The 15,361-nt window shown below is 57.7% G+C and carries 17 protein-coding genes; 9 read left to right on the forward strand and 8 right to left on the reverse strand.

Going from position 1 to position 15,361, the window contains the following annotated elements:
- The first annotated feature begins 59 nt into the window (after positions 1-59).
- From TR2A62_RS00115 to glmM, 3 genes are read left to right on the forward strand one after another with little or no spacing between them, the layout of a single operon-like run.
- A complete protein-coding gene (locus TR2A62_RS00115; protein ID WP_009158524.1) occupies positions 60-950 on the forward strand; it encodes a dihydroneopterin aldolase in 891 nt (296 codons plus the stop codon).
- Complete coding sequence (folP, locus tag TR2A62_RS00120; protein WP_009159779.1) at positions 947-1,930, forward strand: dihydropteroate synthase; 984 nt, start codon at positions 947-949, stop codon at positions 1,928-1,930. The genes TR2A62_RS00115 and folP overlap by 4 nt, the downstream gene beginning before the upstream one ends.
- Before the next feature lie 51 nt (positions 1,931-1,981).
- A complete protein-coding gene (glmM, locus tag TR2A62_RS00125) occupies positions 1,982-3,322 on the forward strand; it encodes a phosphoglucosamine mutase (RefSeq protein ID WP_009159963.1) in 1,341 nt (446 codons plus the stop codon).
- On the opposite strand, the gene TR2A62_RS00130 is transcribed toward glmM, so the two are convergent.
- Together TR2A62_RS00130 and ilvC are read right to left on the reverse strand one after the other, a co-directional pair.
- Positions 3,319-4,215 carry a DMT family transporter gene (locus tag TR2A62_RS00130; RefSeq protein WP_040820950.1) on the reverse strand — a complete coding sequence of 299 codons (897 nt, stop codon included), beginning with the start codon at positions 4,213-4,215 and terminating at the stop codon, positions 3,319-3,321. The two genes, glmM and TR2A62_RS00130, sit on opposite strands and share 4 nt — an antisense overlap.
- A gap of 105 nt (positions 4,216-4,320) precedes the next feature.
- Positions 4,321-5,343, reverse strand: a complete 1,023-nt coding sequence (gene ilvC / locus TR2A62_RS00135) for a ketol-acid reductoisomerase (RefSeq protein WP_009158563.1) — start codon at positions 5,341-5,343, stop codon at positions 4,321-4,323.
- Between the two features lie 139 nt (positions 5,344-5,482).
- Between ilvC and TR2A62_RS00140 the strand changes: the two genes are divergently transcribed.
- From TR2A62_RS00140 to TR2A62_RS00150, 3 genes are all read left to right on the forward strand, one after another.
- Positions 5,483-5,938: an Lrp/AsnC family transcriptional regulator gene (locus tag TR2A62_RS00140; RefSeq protein ID WP_009159125.1), complete on the forward strand. Its 456-nt coding sequence runs from the start codon at positions 5,483-5,485 to the stop codon at positions 5,936-5,938.
- 5 nt (positions 5,939-5,943) lie between these two features.
- Positions 5,944-6,390 carry an Lrp/AsnC family transcriptional regulator gene (locus TR2A62_RS00145; protein ID WP_369699509.1) on the forward strand — a complete coding sequence of 149 codons (447 nt, stop codon included), beginning with the start codon at positions 5,944-5,946 and terminating at the stop codon, positions 6,388-6,390.
- Between the two features lie 74 nt (positions 6,391-6,464).
- Positions 6,465-7,598: an aminotransferase class V-fold PLP-dependent enzyme gene (locus TR2A62_RS00150; RefSeq protein WP_009159083.1), complete on the forward strand. Its 1,134-nt coding sequence runs from the start codon at positions 6,465-6,467 to the stop codon at positions 7,596-7,598.
- Here TR2A62_RS00150 and TR2A62_RS00155 read toward each other — a convergent pair.
- Positions 7,595-8,785: a UbiH/UbiF family hydroxylase gene (locus TR2A62_RS00155; RefSeq protein WP_040820951.1), complete on the reverse strand. Its 1,191-nt coding sequence runs from the start codon at positions 8,783-8,785 to the stop codon at positions 7,595-7,597. The genes TR2A62_RS00150 and TR2A62_RS00155 overlap by 4 nt on opposite strands.
- 41 nt (positions 8,786-8,826) lie before the next feature.
- Positions 8,827-9,471: a pyrimidine 5'-nucleotidase gene (locus TR2A62_RS00160; protein WP_009159714.1), complete on the reverse strand. Its 645-nt coding sequence runs from the start codon at positions 9,469-9,471 to the stop codon at positions 8,827-8,829.
- 110 nt (positions 9,472-9,581) lie between these two features.
- Here TR2A62_RS00160 and TR2A62_RS00165 point away from each other — a divergent pair, with 110 nt between their 5' ends.
- Positions 9,582-10,235, forward strand: coding sequence for a GntR family transcriptional regulator (locus TR2A62_RS00165; protein ID WP_009160652.1), 654 nt, complete (start codon positions 9,582-9,584; stop codon positions 10,233-10,235).
- Here the strand turns inward: TR2A62_RS00165 and TR2A62_RS00170 are convergent.
- The 3 genes from TR2A62_RS00170 to carA all read right to left on the reverse strand — a co-directional run bounded on the left by TR2A62_RS00170 (position 10,189) and on the right by carA (position 13,317).
- Positions 10,189-11,640 carry a glycosyltransferase gene (locus TR2A62_RS00170; protein WP_150103430.1) on the reverse strand — a complete coding sequence of 484 codons (1,452 nt, stop codon included), beginning with the start codon at positions 11,638-11,640 and terminating at the stop codon, positions 10,189-10,191. The two genes, TR2A62_RS00165 and TR2A62_RS00170, sit on opposite strands and share 47 nt — an antisense overlap.
- A gap of 147 nt (positions 11,641-11,787) precedes the next feature.
- Positions 11,788-12,075 (reverse strand): hypothetical protein, encoded by a 288-nt coding sequence (locus tag TR2A62_RS00175; RefSeq protein ID WP_009158417.1) that lies wholly within the window; start codon positions 12,073-12,075, stop codon positions 11,788-11,790.
- 81 nt (positions 12,076-12,156) lie between these two features.
- Positions 12,157-13,317 carry a glutamine-hydrolyzing carbamoyl-phosphate synthase small subunit gene (gene carA, locus TR2A62_RS00180; protein WP_009160659.1) on the reverse strand — a complete coding sequence of 387 codons (1,161 nt, stop codon included), beginning with the start codon at positions 13,315-13,317 and terminating at the stop codon, positions 12,157-12,159.
- A gap of 199 nt (positions 13,318-13,516) precedes the next feature.
- Here carA and TR2A62_RS00185 point away from each other — a divergent pair, with 199 nt between their 5' ends.
- Together TR2A62_RS00185 and TR2A62_RS00190 are read left to right on the forward strand one after the other, a co-directional pair.
- Complete coding sequence (locus TR2A62_RS00185; RefSeq protein WP_009160272.1) at positions 13,517-13,975, forward strand: GatB/YqeY domain-containing protein; 459 nt, start codon at positions 13,517-13,519, stop codon at positions 13,973-13,975.
- Positions 13,976-13,985: 10 nt separating this feature from the next.
- Complete coding sequence (locus TR2A62_RS00190; RefSeq protein ID WP_009158094.1) at positions 13,986-14,813, forward strand: glycosyltransferase; 828 nt, start codon at positions 13,986-13,988, stop codon at positions 14,811-14,813.
- Here TR2A62_RS00190 and TR2A62_RS00195 read toward each other — a convergent pair.
- A complete protein-coding gene (locus TR2A62_RS00195; protein ID WP_009159496.1) occupies positions 14,792-15,343 on the reverse strand; it encodes a DUF2244 domain-containing protein in 552 nt (183 codons plus the stop codon). The two genes, TR2A62_RS00190 and TR2A62_RS00195, sit on opposite strands and share 22 nt — an antisense overlap.
- Positions 15,344-15,361 lie beyond the last annotated feature (18 nt).

Below are 15,361 nucleotides of genomic sequence, written 5' to 3' on the forward strand. Positions count from 1 at the left end.
GCTTGTGCGGTGCTACACGGCACTGTAGATACGGGCAGCTGAGCGAGAGGGCGTGAGCCATGACAACTGAAATCGAAATGGCATTTGCCCACCCCGAGGTGCGAGCAACTGCGACGACGCCCGCGCCGCGCGATCGGATTTCGCTGCGCGATCATATTGTGGATGTTGAGATTGGCGCGTTTCAGGCCGAACGCGATATGACGCAGCGCATCAGCTTTAGCATCGTGGTCGAGGTGCGGCCTGCGACCGATGACGTCGCGGACGATGTTGACCGTATCCTGTCCTATGATCGCGTGACCGAGGCTATTGACGCCGAACTGGCCGCCGAGCGGTTGAACCTGTTAGAGACCTTGGCCGACCGGGTGGCTGAGCGTATTCTGCGTGAACCCCCAGCGATGCGGGTGTTTGTTCGGATCGAAAAACTGGATCGCGGCGGCGGAGCCCTGGGGGTCGAGATCGTGCGCGAGCGCGCAGGCGACGGGGATGGTTCAACGGCCCAAGTGGCCCTGCATCCACGTGTCGTTTTGCTGTCAGACGCGGCGATTGCGTCACCGCATTTTGCAGGGTGGCTGGATCAGCTGGCTGCAGGTGATGCACCGGTTATTTTATGCGTCGGAGCGGGGGATGTCCCAGCGGTTGACAGTGCCACGGCGCAACGCCGGATTGATCTATTGGCGACCGAACAAGTCGCGTGGTCCCTGATGGACCGTGACCCGCGATGTGTTGTGGTTGGTACGATGACCGAACTGGATTGGGGGATGCGCAATGGGCAGCTTAGCGTTTGGGCCCCGTCCAAGATCGTGATGGATGCGGTCGACGGCCCCGATCGCACGGACGCAGGTGTTTTGGCGACGTGGTTCGCACGCTTCGTCGGTGCGGTCGAGCTTGTCTCGATTGGGCGTCTGTGTGATGGCGCACGGATCGTCGGTGTAGACGAGGCCACGTTATGAGCCCTGTTTATCGCCCCATTCCAATCACTGATCCCGCGCGTCCAGGGGCCGCGATGCAGATTGCAGGCGGGGCCGTTTGGGCCGCGCAGGCCGAAGAGGTCGGGAGCGGTATTGTCCTGATGGACGCGGTGCCAGCAGAGGTTCTCGCGGCTTGGGCCAGACCCGCACCACAGATTGCGGGGTTGGATTTGTCGCGCCCAGCCATCATGGGCATTTTGAATGTCACGCCAGACAGCTTTTCCGACGGTGGGCAATTCAATGCCCCCGACGCGGCCGTGGCGCGCGCGTTCGAGATGGTGGAACAGGGGGCTGACATTCTGGACATTGGCGGCGAAAGCACGCGGCCTGGTGCGGCATATGTCGACGTCGCGGACGAGATCGCGCGCACCGCACCAGTGATCGCGGCGATCCGCGCGCAGTCGGATGTTCCGATCTCGATCGATACGCGCAAAGCAGCGGTTGCTGAAGCGGCTTTGGCCGCGGGCGCATCGTTGGTCAATGACGTATCGGCCCTGACACATGACCCCGATTTAGCGGCGGTTGTGGCGCGTGCTGGCGTGCCAGTGTGTCTGATGCACGCGCAGGGTGATCCCAAGACGATGCAGGACAACCCGCAGTACACGGACGTGGTCAGCAATGTGTATGGCTACCTCGAAGAGCGGGTCAACGCGGCCATCAAAGCGGGGATTTCTGCCGATCAGATCATGGTCGATCCGGGGATCGGCTTTGGCAAAACACTAGATCACAACCTAGAACTACTGCGGCGTATATCGGCGTTTCATGGGTTAGGATGCCCTATTTTACTGGGCGCATCGCGCAAACGCTTTATTGGGACACTGACAGGTACGGACGAGGCCCAAGACCGTGTGCATGGATCGGTTGCGATTGCAGTGCATAGCGCGGCTCAGGGGGTGCAGATGTTGCGGGTTCATGATATTTCCCCTACACAGCAGGCACTGCAGTTGGCATCATATTTGTGAAGCAAGCCGCATCTATTGCGTGCCTGTTTGATGGGTAAGGAACATAGTAAAATGCGCAAGCTCTTTGGGACCGATGGGGTTCGAGGCACAGCAAACCAATATCCGATGACCGCCGAAATGGCGCTCAAAATCGGTGCGGCTGCGGGACGGTATTTCCGTAATGACGGATCGAACGGCCACCGTGTGGTGATCGGCAAAGATACACGGTTGTCGGGCTATATGTTCGAGAATGCGCTGACGGCGGGTCTAACGTCGACCGGTATGAATGTGCTGTTGTTAGGGCCAGTTCCAACACCTGCAGTGGGATTGATGACCACCTCGATGCGTGCGGATGTCGGCGTGATGATTTCCGCCAGCCACAACCCGCATCATGACAATGGGATCAAGTTCTTTGGCCCTGATGGGTTCAAGCTGTCGGACGAGGCCGAGGCCGAAATCGAAGCGCTGGTGTTTAGTGATTTGGTGCCCGCGCAGGCCAATAATATTGGACGGGCAAAACGTGTGGATGACGCGCGTTTTCGCTACCAAGAGCGGGTTAAATCGACGTTTCCGTCAGGTCAGCGGCTTGATGGCATGAAGGTCGTGATTGACTGTGCCAACGGCGCGGCGCACCGCTGTGCCCCGGAAGTTCTGTGGGAATTGGGTGCCGAAGTGATCCCTGTCGGGACCTCGCCCAATGGCTATAACATTAATGAAAATTGTGGCTCGACCAGCACGCAAACAGCGGCTGACGCGATCGTGAGCCACAATGCCGATGTGGGCATTTGTCTGGATGGTGACGCCGACCGTGTGATGGTTCTAGATGAGAACGGTCAGGTCTGTGACGGCGATCAGTTGATGGCGTTGATGGCGACCCGTTGGGCCGAAATGGACATGCTGCGTGGCGGTGCTTTGGTAGCGACAGTTATGTCGAACCTCGGGTTAGAGCGGCATCTCGAGGCCAAAGGTCTGCGCCTAGAGCGCACTGGCGTCGGAGACCGCTATGTGGTCGAGGCAATGCGCAATGGTGGCTACAATCTAGGCGGTGAGCAGTCTGGGCATATTGTTATGACTGACTATACGACGACGGGTGATGGCCTGATTGCAGGGCTTCAATTCCTGTCGGAAATGCAGCGCAGCGGGAAACCAGCGAGCGCGTTGTCACGGACATTCGAGCCAGTGCCACAGCTGTTGAAAAACGTGCGCTATGATGCGGGTTCTGATCCGTTGAATGCAGCACTGGTCAAAGCTGCGATTGCTCAAGCTGAGGCTGATTTGGTCGGGACGGGGCGTCTGTTGATCCGCAAGTCAGGAACCGAGCCGTTGGTGCGCGTCATGGCTGAATGCGAAGATAACGCGTTGCTAGAGCAGGTCGTTGATGGAATCGTCGCCGAAGTTGAAGCGGCAGCCTAGCGGCGCAACAGGGATTTCAGGCTTGCCCATTGAATGATGGCCAAACCGCCCAAGATCAATGCTAGGGCCGCGAAGAAGTGTATTGGCAAGGCTTCTGACAAGATCCATGCACCAAAGATCATCGACCAAACGGGCACCTGATAGTTGACCAATGTCATAAAGACCGACCCTGCGGTGCGAATGGTTTGCACCCGCAACAGGGCGGCAAAGGCGGTCGGCACCAGCCCTAGGAAGATGATCGCATAGCCCGCGCGGGTCGGGACCCATTCTGGTATCCCTTCGAACGCGAGCATGGCGGGGATCAGACAAACCGACCCTACAACGAGCGTGATTGCCGCCATCGAGATACTGTCGACTGGCGGGCATCTACGGGTTAAAATACTGGACACGGCATAGGACAGAGAGGCCATCAGGCAGGCCAATTGTGCAATTGGTTCAATACCTTGCCCGATACGCAGAGCATTTGGTCCAATCAACACGGCGGCGCCAAAAAATCCCACGATGACGCCGATTGTCTTGCGCGTGGTTAGTTTTTCATCGGTAAAGAAATGCGCGAGCGGCAATACAAAGAGAGGCAAGGCCGCCATCGAAATTCCGGCAAATGCCGATGGAACGTATTGTTGGCCCCACGACAGCAAGGCAAAGGGAAGCGCCGTGTTCAGGATGCCGGTGATCAAAAGATAGCCCCAGACGATTGTACCGAGTGGAATCGGGCGGCCCAAGGCCCACATCAACACCAACAACGAAACGGCCCCCAAAGTGGTGCGTGCGCAAGCGACGGTCAAAGGGCCGTACCCTTCGAGCGCGATGGTCACGACCATGAAGGTTCCGCCCCAGATCAATCCGAGCAGGAATATCGATAACCAGTTTGTCGCGGTGGGGTGTGATGTCATGAACCGCTTTGACCAAAGCACGCAGGCAATGTCCAGCAATCATAAAATGCAAAACGGCCCCGAGATCCCTTGGGGCCATTCGCAGATCTAAGAGGCGGGCGCCGCTTAGTTCTTGGATTTGTCGACCATCTTGCCAGCGGAAATCCATGGCATCATGCCACGCAGTTTCGCACCGGTTTCTTCGATCATGTGCTCGTCGTTTGCGCGACGCGACGCTTTGAGTGTTGGCTGACCAACAGCGTTCTCGAGCATAAAGTCACGAACGAATTTACCCTGCTGGATGTCCTGCAGGACTTCTTTCATGCGGGCTTTGGTTTCATCGTACTTGAGGATACGTGGGCCTGTGACGTACTGGCCATACTCGGCTGTGTTCGAGATCGAGTAATCCATGTTTGCGATGCCGCCTTCATAGATCAGGTCCACGATCAGCTTCACTTCGTGCAGACACTCGAAATATGCCATTTCTGGTGCGTAGCCTGCTTCGACCAATGTCTCAAAGCCACAACGGATCAGTTCGACCAAGCCACCACAGAGAACAGCCTGCTCACCAAAGAGGTCAGTTTCGCACTCTTCGCGGAAGTTGGTTTCGATGACGCCCGAGCGACCGCCGCCGATGGCGGAGCAGTAGGACAGACCGATTTCCAGCGCGCGGCCAGATGCGTTTGTGTCAACAGCAACAAGGCACGGGACGCCGCCACCTTTGGTGTATTCGCCGCGAACTGTGTGACCTGGGCCTTTTGGCGCCATCATGATCACGTCGATGCCTTCTTTTGGCTCGATCAAGCCAAAGTGCACGTTCAGGCCGTGTGCAAATGCAATCGCTGCACCCGGACGGATGTTGTCGTGGACGTATTTTTTGTATGTCTCAGCCTGCAGTTCGTCGGGCATTGTGAACATGATTACGTCAGCCCAAGCCGCAGCTTCGGCAATGCCCATAACCTTGAGGCCTTCGCCTTCGGCTTTGGCTTGGCTTGGCGAGCCTTCGCGCAGAGCAACGACGAGGTTATTGGCGCCACTGTCGCGCAGGTTCAGTGCGTGGGCGTGGCCCTGCGAGCCGTAGCCGAGGATGGCAACATTGAGATCTTTGATGAGGTTCACATCGCAATCGCGATCGTAATAAACGCGCATAGTGGCGGTCCTTTTCCCTGAGGTTTGTATCTGATCAGTGTTGTAGGGTGGGGTTAGGTGATTTTCGAGATTGAATATCTGACTATTTCCACAAAATTCAGGATTATCATTCTCTGATTGGCGTGGTAGTAGATTTTTCATGCTTGATGATGTGGATCGCCGTCTTTTGCGGCTTTATCAATCAGACCCCGACCTGAACCTCGCTGATTTGGCGACCCAAGCGGGTTTGTCTGCGGCCAAGGCCACGCGGAGGTTGGACAAGCTTGCCCAATCGGGTGTGATCGAAGGTGTCGAAGCGGTGATTGATTGGGCCGCGTTGGGCTATGTGGTCGAGGTGTCGTTGCGGGTAGCATTGGACAAAACGCAAACCCGTGCCTTTGATAATTTCATTGCGGCCGCACGTGCGGTTCCGCAGGTGATCGAGATCCAGACGTTTCTGGGGCGGGTTGATGTGCGGCTGTCCGTGCTGGCCCGTGACATGGCGGATTACCAACAGCTCTATCGGGACCATATCCTGACGCTGCCCCATATTGCCGATATCGAAGCGTTGATGCTGGTCAGCCGGATCAAGGATGAAACGGGGGTGCCGCTGTGATCCAGATGGATGCAATGGACCGCGACATCCTGTTGGCATTGGCCGGCGATGGGCGCCTATCGGCGGGGGCGTTAGGGCGCCAGTTTGGGCTAAGCCAGCCTGCGATGTGGCGCCGGATCAAACGGTTGCAGGACGCTGGCGTTCTAAAGGGACGGCGTCTGCGGCTGAATAGTGCGGCTGTCGGATTTGGGGTCACGGTATTTTTGGGGATCAAACTGGCGACCAAAGGGCGCGTCAGTCTCGAGGATTTCGAACGCGCAATCACGGCGATCCCAGAGGTACAGTCAGTGGATCACGTGTTGGGGCTGTATGACTACCGTTTGCGGGTGGTTGCACGGGACTTGGCCGATTTCGAGCGGGTGCTGCGACGCCGGATCATGACATTGCCCGGTGTTGGAGATATCGAATCCAATGTTCTGCTTTCCGAAGAGCGCCGGATGGGGCCGATCTAGAACTCGGTATACCAAAATAGACTTTGCAACGGCCAGATGCGCGTTCTACTTCTATGGTAACAGAGGAGAATACCATGCCTGATACCTTTAAGAGCACCGTTGACCCTGATGGTCTGTCCGAATTCTCAGTGGTCTTTACCGACCGGTCGCTGAATTCGATGAGCAAAGCGTTTCAGGGCGTGATGAACGACATCTCTGACATGCTGCGAGACGTCTACAACGCGGATCATGTCGCCGTTGTTCCGGGCGGTGGATCCTACGGTATGGAAGCGGTGGCGCGGCAGTTTGCTGGTGGCAAACATGCATTGATCGTGCGCAACGGGTGGTTTTCGTTCCGGTGGACACAGATTTTCGACGCCGGAGATTTTGCCGCGGATACGACCGTGATGATGGCCAAGACAACAGGAAACGAGGGCCAATCGCCCTATGCACCGCCACCCATCGACGAGGTCGTCGCGGCGATCAAAGAGGCCAAGCCGGACGTTGTGTTTGCACCGCATGTTGAAACATCCGCAGGTCTGATCCTGCCTGACGACTATATCACAGCGCTCGCCGCTGCGGCCCATGACGTCGGCGCGTTGATGGTTCTGGATTGTATCGCATCGGGCTGCATCTGGGTGGATATGGCGGCGACGGGCGTGGATGTGTTGATTTCGGCCCCGCAAAAGGGCTGGTCCTCGACCCCTTGTGCCGGCCTAGTGATGATGTCCCAGCGTGCGCGCGATGTGATGGAAGGGACGACGGCCAATTCCTTTATCGTGGATCTTAAGAAATGGACAAACATCATGGAAGCCTATCTCGCGGGAGGTCATGCCTATCATGCGACGATGCCGACAGACAGCCTGCGCGAATTCCGCGACACAATGATTGAAAGCCGTGAGTTTGGCTTTGACCGGATGGCCGAGGCGCAATTGGAATTGGGCAACCGCGTGCGCGCGGCTCTGGCTGAACGCGGTGTGCGGTCCGTAGCCCATGGTGATTTCGCGGCACCCGGTGTGGTGGTCAGCTATACGGATGATCCTGCGATCAAGAACGGATCGAAATTCGCCGCTGAAGGGATGCAAATCGCGGCTGGTGTCCCGCTGCAAGTGGGCGAGCCTGCGGATTTCAGCACATTCCGTTTGGGCCTGTTTGGATTGGACAAGCTGCGGGACGTCGACGCAACACTGGCGCGGCTCGAGCCAACGCTGGATGCGGTTCTGGGTTAACCAGACGCGCCCAAGCCTAGCTTCATCAACGACTTGCGCACGGTTCCTGATCCGTGCAGCGCGCGCAAACCCATCGCGCGGGCGGCTTGGGCCATGGGTTGATCGGCCTGCGACGCGCGGTTGAGCCACGTGATCCCCGACACGCGCAGTTTGGTCGGGGACATCCGTTTGCGGTGATACGCGTCCAGCATTTCAGCATCGCCCAAGGTGTCTGGTTTGACCTGTGCGAGGGAAAGCAGGACCTTGATGTCACCAAGGCTCATGTTAAGACCCTGCGCGCCAATGGGTGGCACCACATGGGCCGTCTCGGCGATCAGCGCGATGCGTTCTGCGCTCATCCGGTCGGCGATTTGACTGATAATTGGCCACGCCGTGCGGCGGGTGGCCAGACGTAGCTGACCCGCGACATGGGCGGACCGATCGGTGGCTTCTGCCTCAAACTCCTTTGGGTCCAAGGCCAAGAGACGCGTCACCTCGGCGCCGTCTTCCATCCAGACCACGGCCGAGCAGGGTTTGCCGTCGTGATCGGGCAAGGGGACCAATGTGAAGGGGCCACCCGAGCGGTGCACTTCGGTCGAGACGGTGTCGTGTGGTACGTCGTGAGTGACGGCGAAACTGAGTGCTTTTTGTCCGAAACGTGTGGTTTTTACGTCGATGCCAGCCGCCTCGCGCATGGGTGATCCGCGACCGTCTGCCGCGATCACAAGGCGCGCGAGAACGGTGGTGCCATCGCTGAGTTTGACGCGTGCTTCGGACTGACGGGTAAAGACCGATGTGGTGGCGACGCCTGCGCGGAATTGCACATTGGGTAGGCGGCCCAAATGGGCGAGCATTTGGCGGCGCAACAGCCAATTGGGCAGATTCCAGCCAAAGGGGCGGTCCGAGATGTCGGAGGATACGAAATCGCGAGTGATCTGGTCATCGCTGCTGGCATCCACAATTCGCATCGTGGTCAGCGGGGTCGCATAGCTGTCAAAGCTGGACCACAGCCCGATCAAGTCGAGAAAGTCACGTGCGGGCTGTAGAAACGCGGTGGTGCGCAGGTCAGACCCTTCGGCATCACGCTCTGTCACAGGAGGGGTTGGATCGACGCAGATCACGTCAAAGCCTGCATTCCCAAACGCGATTGCGGCCACGAGGCCGGCGACACCGCCACCGGACACAAGGATATCAGTTTGTTCTTTCATACTGTTCAGATAGGCCGCCACGGCCATTGAGGAAAGGCCTGTCAGACCAGCTGCGACAAGAATGCCGTCAGATCAGGGGTATGATCGCCAATATAGGGTGCGATCACAGGGGCAGGGGCGACATGGATCGTACGCAGCCCCATCGCGTGCGGTTGTTCCAGATTGCGCGGATCATCCTCGAACATCGCTGCGCGGGTTGTGTCGAACCCGTCTGTCCCAAACACACGGTCAAAGGCGGCGCGATCTGGTTTAGGGTGATAGTCGGCGTGTTCGACCCCGTAGATTGCATCCCACAGGTCCGAGAGCCCGCGAGCGGCCAGCACATTGCGCGCATAGGGGGCTGTGCCGTTGGTGTAGATCATCTTGCGCCCAGGAAGCGCGCTGATCGCGGCAGCCAGTGCGGGATCGGGGTCTAGAACACTAAAATCGATGTCATGAACGGCTATGAGATAGGGATCGGGATCTAGGTCGTGTTCTCGCATCAATCCCGCAAGCGTGGTGCCATGCGTTTCCCAATAGTGGCCGCGTAGGCGGTCCGCCTCGGTTGGATCGACACCCAAAGCGGTCGATACATAGTCAGTCATTTTGACTTCGATCTGATCGAACAGCCGCATGTGGGGCGGATAGAGCGTATTGTCGAGGTCAAAGACCCATGTGTCTGTTTGGCTGAAGTCTTGGCGTATCATCGGATTAGGCTAGGGCAGGTGCGTCAAGCTGACAACGCGGATTCGCTTGATCGGCTCGTTGAATTGCCGCTAGTGTCAGCGAAGACTGACAAAATGATCGGTGCGGGACTATGGCAGACCAACGGCAACCTCAAAAAGATGCGTATCGCATGATCCTAGATGCGATTGATGTGGGTATTTACGGCCCCGGAGACCGGTTGGTCGAAAGCGAATTGGCGGACCGGTTTGGCGTGTCACGCACGCCGATCCGCGAGGCGCTACAACGGTTGGAGACCCAGTCGTTACTCACGCGCGATGGGCGGTCTTTGATCGTAGCATCACTGGACCACAACCAATTGGCCGAACTCTATGTTGTGCGTGGCGAGCTCGAAGGGTTGGCGGCACGTTTGGCCGCGCTGCATGCAACCCCCGAAGAGGTCCGCGTTCTGCGCGACATGTTGGAAGAAGATAAAAGCCTCACCGATGATCCAGATGCATTGAGCCGTGCAAATCGCAGATTTCACAAACAAATCCACCTTGCGTCGCACAACCGGTTTTTGGTGCGGCAACTGGATTTGGTCTATCGGTCTATGGCGTTGCTGGCGACCACGTCACTGTCGGCCGAAGGGCGCGGTGCTGGGACAATCGCAGAGCATGACAAAATCGTGCATTCCATTGAGACCAAGGACGGAGATGCGGCCTATTCGGCGCTGCGCGATCACATCTCGGCGGCCTATGTCACCCGTCTGAAACTGGATGCGCGGGCGGTTCAGGCGGCAGAGTAGGCGTCATGATGCCGTGGGCGGTTTTATCCCAGTAGAACGGTTTGCGGGCCAGCTCGCATATGCGTTTGTAAGATGCAATTGCCCCGAGCGGGTAATACAGATGCAGGGTGGGCACCCATTTCATAAGGCGTGGTTTTCCAGTGGCACGCACCGCGATCATCCCCACAAAAATGCCAGCGATCTCAGACGCGAAAAACGTAAGCGCGATTGCGATGAACCCCCAGTGCGGCATCACACCAACGAGCGGGTGGGGCAGGCTAAGCGGGACCAGCCAAAACGACCAGAGCAGCGGTGCGAGCAGAAATTGCGAAAGCGTGCCGGCAAAGATCAGCTGGATCCCAAAGAACCGCGACGCCCCAAGATCACGCCATAGGGCGGCGGGGTTTCTCATGTGCACACCGTAGGTGACTGCGTAGCCCTTTAGCCAACGAGAGCGCTGTTTGATCCACGGCCACATGCGTGCGTTCGCTTCTTCTTGGCTGGTCGATGCCAAAAGCTCGGTCTGGTAGCCATGTCGCGCCAGACGAATGCCCAAGTCAGCGTCTTCGGTCACGTTATGCGCATCCCATCCGCCAAGGTGCTCTAGCGCGTCACGTCTGAAAAACAGGGTCGTTCCGCCCAGTGGAATTGCAAGGTTGAGTTTCGAAAGACCGGAGAGAATGACGCGAAACCACGCCGCATATTCGACTGTGAAACACCGAGCCAGCCAGTTGCTGTCCGCATTGTGGAAATCCAGAACCCTCTGAAGAAAAACAGTTTTAGGATCGGATGTGGAAAATTGTAGAACCATTTTACGGATTTGGTCGGGTGCGGGCGCGTCTTCGGCATCATAGACGCCGATGATGCTGCCCCGACAAAAATCGAGCGCGTAGTTGAGCGCGCGTGGTTTGGTTTGAATGATCCCGCGCGGCACCCGAATGGATCTGATCCAATCTGGCAGGACCGTGTTTTGTAAGGCGGTGAGCGTCGTGTCGTCATCTTCTTCTAGGACCAATAGGATATCGAGCAGTTCGTGGGGGTATTCCAATGCCTTGAGGCGTTCCAGCAACCGGCCAGCGATTTCTTCTTCTTTGAACAGCGGGATCATGATCGACACGACAGGCATGCGTTCCGTGATCGGCGGGGCGGACCGAGAGGGCGGGGCAGAGGTCCCACGTAGATGCAGGACCGCGGTTGTGATCTTCATGATGGTGCTGCAGGCCAATGTCAGGATCGCCCAACCTGCCAAAACGGCAAAGGTCACCAAGGGTGATAAGACCCCAGCAACAAGGATCACGGCCAGCACAGCGAGAAACACAAAAGCGGTCCTTGTCGGGCGCATGTTGCGGCAGCTTTCGTTAAGCGGAACCCGAGTGTCGGCGAGGGTGGCCAGCTGGGGCGCGCGCAAAGATTGGATGGACCGCATGAGCCGTGCATGGCCACAAATGGCAACCTGAACAGGGCCGAGATGGGATTGCAGGTGGCCAAGATGCTGCGCGACTTGGTCAGGTTCTGTTGTCAGTATGATGGTGACACCCCCCGCAGTCCGCCACGGCAGGATTGAATGCTTGAGTCACCAGCGCGGATTAAGCCGATCCATCAACAGCGGGTTTGGGGGTTGTGCAACGGGGTTGATGATCGTCAGGTTCTGACGTTCAGCTTCGAGTTCGAGCAGAGGTTTTGCCGCGACCCGCCCGTTGAGCCGCAGGATGTCGGCCACTCGTACGCCTTGGATTGTTGTCGCTCTGCGTGCAGTTTCAACAGCCCGCGCGCCTGCGCGGCCATGCGAGATCAGCAAAGCATCGAGCGAGAGGCCGCCGTTCGTCGCAATCGTCCCTTTTGGCGTCTTGAGCAGTCCCATTGCCCGCAGTGTCCCTATTGTCCCAGAGGCGACACTTACATCCCAAGGTTAACGGCGCGTTAATCTTGGTAAAAGAAGGGCTTAGCTGGCGCGCGCAGAAATTGCATCGGCAAACCGCTCGAACAAGTAGTAGCTGTCTTGCGGGCCGGGGCTGGCTTCTGGGTGGTATTGAACGCTGAACACAGGCCGGTCAGCCATGCGGATACCGCAGTTTGATCCGTCAAAGAGCGACACATGGGTTTCCAGCACACCATCGGGCAGCGTTTGGCTATCGACGGTAAAGCCGTGGTTCATCGATGTGATCTCGACCTTGCCTGTCTCGTTGTCTTTGACAGGGTGGTTCGCTCCGTGGTGGCCGTGGTTCATCTTGATCGTTTTAGCACCCAGAGCGAGGGCTAGCATTTGGTGCCCCAAGCAGATGCCAAACACGGGGACATCAGAGTTTTCCAAAATCTCTTTGATCATTGGCACAGCATATTCACCTGTCGCGGCGGGATCGCCGGGGCCGTTCGAGAGGAATACGCCATCTGGGTTCAAGGCCAGCACATCCTCGGATGTTGCTGTCGCAGGCAGGACGGTGACGTCACAACCAGCCGAGGCCAAGCAGCGCAGGATGTTGCGTTTGGCGCCATAATCAATCGCTACGACCTTGTGACCGGGTGTGTCGCGTTTGGTGTAGCCGTCTGGCCATGCCCACCGCATTTCACCCCATTTGTAGGATTGTGCGCAGGTGACAGTTTTCGCCAAGTCCAGACCTTCGAGGCCAGAGAATGCGCGGGCCGATGCGACCAGCGCCTCGACGTCAAAATTGCCATCGGGGTCGTGGGCTAGTGCGACATGGGGCGCGCCTTGCTGGCGGATCGCACGGGTCAGACGCCGTGTGTCGACGCCACCGATGCAGATGCGGCCACGTGCGGCCAACCAATCGGTCAGCTCGCCGGATGCACGCCAGTTCGATGGCTCGGTCGGGTCCCATTTGACGACCATGCCCGCGGCGACTGGATCGCCGGTTTCGTCATCCTCAGGCGTGATGCCTGTGTTGCCGATATGCGGGAAGGTAAAGGTCACGATTTGCCCCGCATAAGACGGGTCGGTCATGATTTCCTGATAGCCCGTCATTGCGGTGTTAAAACACAACTCAGCCTGAGTTTCGCCGGTGGCTCCAAAGCCAAATCCGTAGAATACAGTGCCATCCGCCAAAGCGAGGCAGGCTGTAGGTTTTTGCGGTTGCGTCATCGACATATCAACTGATCCCCCGAGCGGCCAAAGTGTCTGTGCAATAAGGGGGTGGCCGGAGAGGGTCAAGGGCTCCAAAGCACCTGCGCCGAAATTACCACGTCTGTTTATTGTGGCGGCACGTCGTGGGGGGCTGTGTGTTGTATCGCGCGGCATCCGGGGATAGTGTCAGGCCTCTGATAGATGCACATGAACGGGGATCATCATGGATTTGCGCACTCGGATTGGAACCAGCCTCAAAGATGCGATGAAAGCCAAAGACGCTGACCGCTTGTCGACACTGCGGTTGATTAACGCCGCGATCAAGGATCGTGAGATCAATGCCCGTGGCACTGGTGACGAAGTGGTCACAACAGATGCGGATATCCTTGCGATTCTGGGCAAGATGGTCAAACAGCGCCAAGAGAGCGCGCGGGCCTATGACGAAGGCGGGCGGCTCGAGTTGGCCGAAAAAGAGCGCACCGAGATTGGTATTATCGAAGACTACCTACCCAAACAGTTGAGCGATGACGAAGCAGATGCTGCCGTCTCGGCTGCGATTGCAGAAACCGGTGCCGAAAGCATTCGGGACATGGGTAAGGTCATGGGCGTGCTCAAAGGCAAATACACCGGCCAGATGGATTTTGGTCGCGTCGGGCCGATGGTCAAGGCCAAGCTGGGCTAGGGCATTTGGGATGGCCCAGCCTGCGCTGATCTCGGTTCTGATTTCGACCTACAACACGCCAGAGCGGCTGCAAAAAGTGTTGTGGGGCTATGCCGGTCAGACAGATCGTCACTTTGAAATTGTGATTGCGGACGACGGGTCGCGAGACGAGGTTGTCGCCGCAAACAAGGCAGCGCTTGTGGCATCAGGGCTGAGCCACCGATATGTTTGGCATTCTGACACGGGCTTTGCCAAATGGACGATCCTGAACCGTGCCATTGAGGCTGCGACAGGTGATTATCTATTGATGACCGACGGCGATTGCATCCCTGAGCCGGATTTGATCGCAACCCACCGTGCGCGGGCACGGGTCGGGCACTATTTGTCGGGGTCCTATTGTCGGCTTAGTAATCAGGTCAGTCAGGCCATCACCCAAAATCACGTGGCGGCTGCGCAGATTTTCACGCCCAAAGGCTTGCGGGAGTTGGGGCCGGTTTCAGGGTCTGTCGCACGTAAGCTGGGGGCAAAGGAATGGGGCGTCGCGTCTATTCTGGATCATCTTCTTAGGGTGTCGCCTACGTTTAACGGCAACAATTCATCTGCTTGGAAATCCGACGTTCTAAAGATCAACGGGTTTGATGAACGTATCGGCTATGGCGGTGGTGATCGCGAGTTTGGCTACCGTCTGCGGCATGCAGGGGTGCGACCGCACCGGATCCGGTATAGCGCGCGTATGCTGCATCTGGATCACCCGCGTGGCTACGCGGATCCAGAGATCATCGCAAAGAACCGTGCATTGATTGAACAGACCCAGCGTGATCGGGTCACTGCGACAGCCTACGGGTTGCGCGACGCATAAGAGCGGACGGCGACCAACACCTGCTGCAATTCCCCAAACAAGGTTTCGCGTTCTTCGACCGTTAGGAACGCGCCCAGTTCGACCTCGCGGTCGTTGCCTCGCAGTGTGATGTAATTTTCAACTGGCCCGTCGGTGGGGTGGAGTTGCAAGTCCACCCAATACGGATTGGCGTCCCAGTTTTGATCAGAGCCGCGGGGGTTTTGACGGGTGAGCTGAACGAGCTCGCGACGCAGAACCAATTGTTCGAGGATTGACCCGTCGTTGTAGCTGCGCTGGATCGCCCACCATACTCCGCCCACTGTCAGCACGATAAACGGAAGCAGCCCCCACAAGATCGGTGAGCCAAGCATCGCAATCAATGGCAGGGCGATAATTGCACAGGTGATCGCGATAAAGGTCGCAAAGCCGCGTTTGGGCAAGGACCGATAGGGCCAAAGGTGTAGTTCGGCGATGATGCCGTCGCCGGATGCAGAAACGGCCCCGGAATTCTCCGAGGCCGTATCAATCTGTTTTACCCATTCATAAGGCATTGAGAGATGCGCGTACCC

This window comes from Thalassobium sp. R2A62, from assembly GCF_000161835.1.
Lineage (GTDB): Bacteria > Pseudomonadota > Alphaproteobacteria > Rhodobacterales > Rhodobacteraceae > Thalassobium.